The organism is Vibrio sp. 10N.222.52.B12, from assembly GCF_002875385.1.
In the GTDB taxonomy this organism is placed as follows: Bacteria; Pseudomonadota; Gammaproteobacteria; order Enterobacterales; family Vibrionaceae; genus Vibrio; species Vibrio jasicida.
Genome location: NZ_MDAW01000011.1, coordinates 21,242 through 27,796, shown reverse-complemented (window position 1 = coordinate 27,796; position 6,555 = coordinate 21,242). Strand labels below are relative to the sequence as shown.

At 45.8% G+C, this 6,555-nt stretch carries 6 protein-coding genes and 1 pseudogene; 1 reads left to right on the top strand and 6 read right to left on the bottom strand.

The annotated features are described in order from the left end of the window. Positions 1-14 precede the first annotated feature (14 nt). Positions 15-611: pseudogene (locus BCT11_RS00820) on the top strand (integron integrase); the annotation flags it as partial. A gap of 46 nt (positions 612-657) precedes the next feature. On the opposite strand, the gene BCT11_RS00815 reads toward BCT11_RS00820, so the two are convergent. The 6 genes from BCT11_RS00815 to BCT11_RS00790 form a co-directional block, all read right to left on the bottom strand. Continuing rightward, positions 658-1,131, bottom strand: coding sequence for a DUF2947 domain-containing protein (locus tag BCT11_RS00815; protein ID WP_102386858.1), 474 nt, complete (start codon positions 1,129-1,131; stop codon positions 658-660). Positions 1,132-1,144: 13 nt separating this feature from the next. Next, positions 1,145-1,732 (bottom strand): HD domain-containing protein, encoded by a 588-nt coding sequence (locus BCT11_RS00810; protein WP_038866468.1) that lies wholly within the window; start codon positions 1,730-1,732, stop codon positions 1,145-1,147. A 3-nt stretch (positions 1,733-1,735) separates the two neighbouring features. Then, positions 1,736-2,317, bottom strand: a complete 582-nt coding sequence (gene rimJ / locus BCT11_RS00805; RefSeq protein ID WP_102386857.1) for a ribosomal protein S5-alanine N-acetyltransferase — start codon at positions 2,315-2,317, stop codon at positions 1,736-1,738. Positions 2,318-2,400: 83 nt separating this feature from the next. Then, positions 2,401-3,945, bottom strand: coding sequence for a transcriptional regulator TyrR (tyrR, locus tag BCT11_RS00800; RefSeq protein WP_038866464.1), 1,545 nt, complete (start codon positions 3,943-3,945; stop codon positions 2,401-2,403). Between the two features lie 100 nt (positions 3,946-4,045). Beyond that, positions 4,046-5,086 carry a TIGR01620 family protein gene (locus BCT11_RS00795; protein WP_102386856.1) on the bottom strand — a complete coding sequence of 347 codons (1,041 nt, stop codon included), beginning with the start codon at positions 5,084-5,086 and terminating at the stop codon, positions 4,046-4,048. Next, complete coding sequence (locus tag BCT11_RS00790; RefSeq protein ID WP_102386855.1) at positions 5,083-6,459, bottom strand: YcjX family protein; 1,377 nt, start codon at positions 6,457-6,459, stop codon at positions 5,083-5,085. The genes BCT11_RS00795 and BCT11_RS00790 overlap by 4 nt, the downstream gene beginning before the upstream one ends. Positions 6,460-6,555 lie beyond the last annotated feature (96 nt).

Below are 6,555 nucleotides of genomic sequence, written 5' to 3'. Positions count from 1 at the left end.
CTTAAACCGATCTCAGGTTACATATACAGTTACTCTATGGGTCAGGTCTAAGAGTCATGGAATGTCTGCGGCTAAGAATACAGGATATCGATTACGACTACGGAGCAATTCGTGTTTGGCAAGGGAAAGGGGGCAAAAACCGAACCGTCACACTCGCAAAGGAGCTCCACGCCCCCTTAAAAGCACAAATGAACTTAGCTCGCGACTACTATCAAAAAGATCGTCATGTTGCGGGCTATGCTGGTGTGTATATTTCAGATGGGCTGAGAAGAAAGTACCCTGATGCGGAGCTAGATTTCAACTGGCACTTTCTATTTCCATCAACAAAATTAAGCCCAGACAAAGATACTGGGGAATTAAGGCGTCATCACATCAATGAAAGTGCTATCCAACGAGCAGTAAAGCGTTCAGCCAAAGATGCAAGTATCGAGAAGACCGTTACTTGCCATACTTTACGCCATAGTTTTGCGACTCATTTGTTAGAGTCAGGCGCTGATATTCGAACGGTTCAAGAACAACTCGGACACACAGATGTGAAAACAACCCAGATCTACACACACGTCATTGAGCGCGGTGCAGGTGGAGTGTTGAGTCCGTTATCAAACTTATAGAAAAACGAAAGCCACCGTACTGGTGGCTTCATAATTAGATTTGTGTTTAGCTGCGCTCACCCAGTTTGACATTACCTTTCGAGTCAAACCACAGCGCTTCAGAACGACGCCGTCCAAGTAACATTGGACCATCATCGTAGAACAAAAAGTTCTTCCAGTACTTTTTAAAAATCGACCATTTGGTTTCAATCACGTTGTACTTCTCGTAGCAAAAATAAACCGTGACGTCGTCTTGCCAATCAATAAAAGTAATCACTTCTTCAGGAAGCCCTTGTTCGTCGTCTTCCCATGCAGCCATCCAATCAACCTCTTGTGACCAGTTCTGCTCTTTCATTAGCCAATCAGACGAGCTCAAGCGGTCCATATCAGGACTTTGTGCACTGACGTTCTCTTTCCAAAACTGCGCTGCACGTGCCTGACTCATCGGCTTGATAAAAGCGAGGTCTTCTTCTGGCACAGGCATCGACTGGTGAGTAAAAATCCATTTTCTTTGGTATTCGTCCAAAGGCAAATAAGACATTCAGTCTCCTTTTTTACGACTTCAGCCAACCTTTCTCGGTGGCACCTTCAATCAGTTCTTTGGCTTTGTCCCATAACGTGACAGAGCCAAGTTCAATTCTTTTGTTAACGGTTAACGCTTGTTCTCGCGTTACCCCATTTTCTATCCAGCTTTGACCATCATTATGATAGTTCAGTAGCATAGGAATAAGGCGATCCAGCGCTTTAGCATATTTGGCATCGTCAGTTTGTGCGGCTTCAAACTCATTCCACAAAGCAAGTAATTCGCTACTTTGGTCACTTGGCAGCATGCCAAACAACCGCTCTGCGGCTTTCAATTCTTTTTCTTCTTGCTCTTTCGAGGCTGCAACATCATAAACAAAGGTGTCGCCCGCGTCGATCTCTACCACATCATGGATAAGCAGCATTTTCATCACTCGACCAATATCGACAGGTGCATTCGCGTGCTCTTGCATCAACACAGCCATTAAAGCAACATGCCAACTATGTTCACCACTATTTTCTAAGCGACCCTCAGCACTTTTAACACGGGTTCTACGCAGCACGCTTTTCAGTTGATCGAGTTCAATCAATAACGCTAATTGCTTTTCCAGTCTTTCCATTTATCAAGCCTCTGCCTTCCAATTCGGGTTGGTCAAGGACATCAGCACGTGATCTTGCCACTCACCATTGATCAACAAATATTCCTTTGCATAGCCTTCTTTCTCAAAGCCAACATGCTGTAGCACCGCTTCGCTGCGTGTGTTGTGCGGCATGTAACCCGCTTGAATGCGATGCATTTTTTGCACATCAAACATATAATCGCATGCCATTTTCAACGCGCGGCGCATATAGCCGTTTCCTTGAGCCTCTTCTGCGAGCGAGTAACCCACGTTACATGCATGAAAAGGAAAGCGAGTCAGGTTGCTGAAAGAAAGTGTTCCGAGCATTTTACCAGAATCGACATGAACAAGCAGACAATAGTAGCCCAAGCCCATACGGTGAAGCTCTTTCAACTTGATCAGCTTTTGCAGCCAGCCATTAACCGAATAGAAAGCTTCCTCGCGTTTAGGTTCATAGGGTTTTAAATATTCTCTGTTCGCTTGAAAATACGCTGCGATCATATCGGCATCACCAATATCTGCAGTGCGTAGAAGCAAGTCGCCGTCCAACTTGTGAACGGCGATTGAGGAGCTTTTATCTTCCATTGTTATTGACAACTTCCATTTGATTCCAGATAAGTTCTTGCTGGTACTCCAGCTTTTGCTGAAGCCACAATTTTGCGATCGCCTTAGGCTTTTCGAATACCATAATCACGCAGTTTGTTCGCAATCGAGGTATGCGAAACATTCAATCGCTTCGCAAGCTTACGGCTTGAAGGGAAAGACTGATACAAACGCTCTAAGATTTGCGATTCGTAATCTCGCATAATTTCGTCCAACGAACCATCTAAGTTCAACGTTGCTGAGCCACCGCCCATTGCTTGAGGTTGCGGTAGATTGAAGTTATCCGCTTTCAACAAGCTACCCTCCATTTCCGTCAACGCTCGAAGCACCATGTTATCAAGCTGACGCATATTACCAGGCCATTGATAGTTCGCTAACGCATCAACCAATTCATCATCAAATTCTGGCTTATCAATGCCCAATTGTTGCGCGTGTTTCGTGACGAATAAATCCAGCAACGGAGCGACGTCGTTTGAACGCTTGCGCAGAGGAGGAATATTCAAGGTGAGTACATTGAGACGATAGTATAAATCTTCGCGGAACTGCCCTGCCTCGGCTAACTCGGCAAGGTTATGTTTTGTTGATGCGATAATACGAACATCGACATGCATTTCATCTTCAGCACCAACACGACGGAAATTACCGTCTTGTAAGAAGCGCAACAGTTTAATTTGCAGATGCGAACTCATTTCACCGATTTCATCGAGGAACACCGTACCACCGTTTGCTTGTTCGAATATGCCTTTGTGGCCAAGTTCATGATTGAATGAACCTGGGGCATGACCAAACAGTTCCGTCTCTGCTACATCATCAGGCATAGAAGCACAGCTAAGTACTAGGAATGGTTTGTTCGCACGACCAGAGCGGCTATGGCACGCTTTTGCTAGCATTTCCTTACCAGTACCAGTCTCACCTTCAATTAACAACGGTTGGTCAAGCACAGAAAGTTTCTTTGCTTGATTGATCAATGCTTTGTGGCGATTGGATAAACCGACAAAATGCTCGAAACCCAATTGGTTTTGTAACGGCAATGTCTCTTCGATTTGCACGCCATGCTGGCTTGAACGAATGGTCATTAGTGTACTGGCGAGCGTGGAGTTTTGAGCTTCATCTTTGATATAAACCGGCATCAACTCAAGGATATAATCCAAACCATCGATGACAAGACTTTCTCTGGTACGGGCATTCACTCCTTCTGTCCAACGATTAAAGCGCACACTTGGCAGTAGCATACCAATTTGTGTGCCAATCACATCTTGCTTATGTTGCCCGAGCAGAGAAAGTGCAGACATGTTTGCCATGTCTACCGCGCCTTTCAGATCGATGGCAAAGACCGGATCAGGTAAGTTATCCACCAATGAAAGCAGCTCCGTATTGTGGCGCTCCATTGGCATAAATTGGATTTTACGTACGTCTTTAACCCCCGGAATACGGCGGATTTCGGCCATCAACTCACTGAAAGTATCAAAATCGATATCTGGGCAGTTCAGGTAGATGATGCCACTGATATCAATTTCGATACCACGTAAGTCGATGCTTTTAGACGCTAAAATATCGAGCAATTCTCGGGTTAAACCGAGTCTATCTTCACAAAAGACTTCAAGACGCACTTAAAATATCCCAATTCACAACTGTCAGGAAAAGTTGACAGTAGTTTCTACCAAGCTTGGAATGGCGTCAAGCAATCCTCACCGTCAAAGGTGATATTGATTACGGTTTCATCGTGATTGATGCAACTTTCGCCACCACTTCTTTACGAATAGCGCCGAGTTTCACCTGTCTCTCAGGGTACCAAGGCAGTGGGCGAAGCAATGACATGGATTTCAAACCTAAGCGTGCGGTGAGAATACCCACTCCCAAGCCTTGCCCTGCTCGAGCAGACACCTTTCCTGCGAGATCCATCGACATCAAATCCATGCTCGCATCGATCGCCAGTTCACTTGCACCAGCCGCCGCCATATTCACAAAAACCGCACGAAGTAGCTTGATTCGAGATGCGTACCCAAGTTCAACGCCATAGACTTTCGAGAGATTATCGATCATTTTGAAATTACGCCACGCCACTAACAGCATGTCAGCCGCAGCTAGTGGACTAACGGCAACTAACGCGGCTGACTCTGTCGCGTGCTGTGAAACAATTTTGGTCGCGAGTTTATCTTGCTGACTGACAACCATTGAGTCGTACATTTCAAGGATTTCGGCATCGCTGTGTGCTGGGTTCACGCTATTCTTCCAACGATCAAAACCCGGATTTTCAGCAAGTACACCACTTTGCTCAGCCACTTTTTCACAAAATACTTTGCCTTTGCCAACACTTTGACTGTCGATAAGTGCCTCACTTTCTTCCTGCACGCTAAAGTGGTTGCGAAGTTTGCGTAGCTTCCATAGTTCTTTGCCTAACGCTCCTAAACCAAAAGAGGCAATAGTGGAGATAAAGCCAGCCCAGCCCAATGCAAGCCAATCTGCAGTTTGCACAGCCGTGACAATCGAATCCACCGCCTGCCACCCGACCAGACCAGCAAAGGTGGCAAATAACCCTGTTGTAAGCCATTTACGCCCAGGTTTTGGACGAATCACATGTTCAAGCTGTAATTCTTGCTCGGTGTCTTCCGGTTGCTCTTCTATTTCAACAGCAACGAAAGTCTCGTTTTCCGAGAATGTCTTTTGCGCCGTAAACTCTGGCGAGACATCCTCTTCTTCACCGTGCATGACCTTTTCAGAGAAGACTTGTTTTTGTTTTAGCTCGCTCATTTCAATTTGTCTCCCAGTAGGTATTCAAGTGCTTTGTCTAGACGAATATGCTTCATCGGCTCGTCGGTTTCTGATGACATAGGTCGGAAAGACGTAAAATCAAAGCCACTGTTTTGCCAATAAACAGCATTCGGAAGTTTCTTTGGTACTTCCCCAGGGAACATCGTTATCGCCTCCCCATCAAGCGTTGTACCTTGCAAAGCTGGCACGGTCTTATCTCCCGAAGCAATGAAACCTGAAGTCGTCGCTTGAATCGACGCGATACTCATACAGCTCATTTCTATGTTCTCGTACGCTGCGGTCTGCCATGCAGGATGCACCATTTGTTGCAGCAAAGAGACAAGTTGAGGATGCTGATCTGGCGTCACATGGTCAGCCTTCGTCGCAGCGAACAGTACTTTATCGATTTTTGGCGAGAACAAGCGGCGTAAGAAGCTACTCCGACCATAACGAAAACTGTGCATGATCTGCTCAAGTGCTTGGCGCATATCATAAAAAGCTTCATCACCCGCATTTAATGGTTGCAGGCAATCCACCAGCACAATTTGGCGATCAAATGTCGCAAAGTGGTGTTTATAGAATGCTTTCACGACCTTTTGTTGATATTCGTGAAAACGCGCTTCTAGCATCGCTAAATTGCTGCCTTTTACCGTTTTTCCTTCGGCCTCTAATTGACAGGGGAAAAATTGCAGAACAGGTGCGCCTGCAAGCTCCCCAGGCAAAACAAATCGTCCCGGCTGAACCCAGTGCAAGCCAGACGCTTTACACGCATGCAAATAATCGGTGTAAGCCTGTGAGACTCTCTCTAGCTTTTTCTCATTGACGTCCGCATTGAGGTCGACTTGGTCTAACTCTTCTAGCCAAGCTTGAGCAAGCTCGCTACGTTGCCCTTTTAACGCTTCAAATTGCGTCTGCGACCATGTCGCAAAATCCATATCAAGTAGTGGTAAGTCCAATAACCACTCGCCCGGATAGTCGATGATGTCAACGTTCAGTACCGCCGTTTTACTCAGCAGTTTTTTGGTGGTTTTATTTGGCTTGTATTTTAGAGCCAGACGAATCTCACTGACGTCACGAGTCGGTACTGGCCATTGAGGCGGCGTTGCGTGAATTTGGTTCATCGCATCATCGTAAGCAAAACGCGGTACCATCATATTGGCTTGAGGCTCACGCTTCGCACCAATCAAGCGCTTATCACGCGCCGCTGTCAGCAGCGGCAAGTTGTCGTGTGTTGCTGTATGCAGTAATTGATTAACCAGAGAAGTAATAAAGGCGGTTTTACCCGCACGAGACAAGCCAGTCACTGCGATTCGCACGTTAGAATCCATTCCTCGGCTGATAAAGTCATTCACTTCTTGCGTTATTCTTTTCATACTTTTTATTTATCTCATCAATTCTTGCTACGCAGTGTAATTTTATCAACCTTAATCAAAGATGAACAAAGTATTCACGACAAAATTTACCTACAT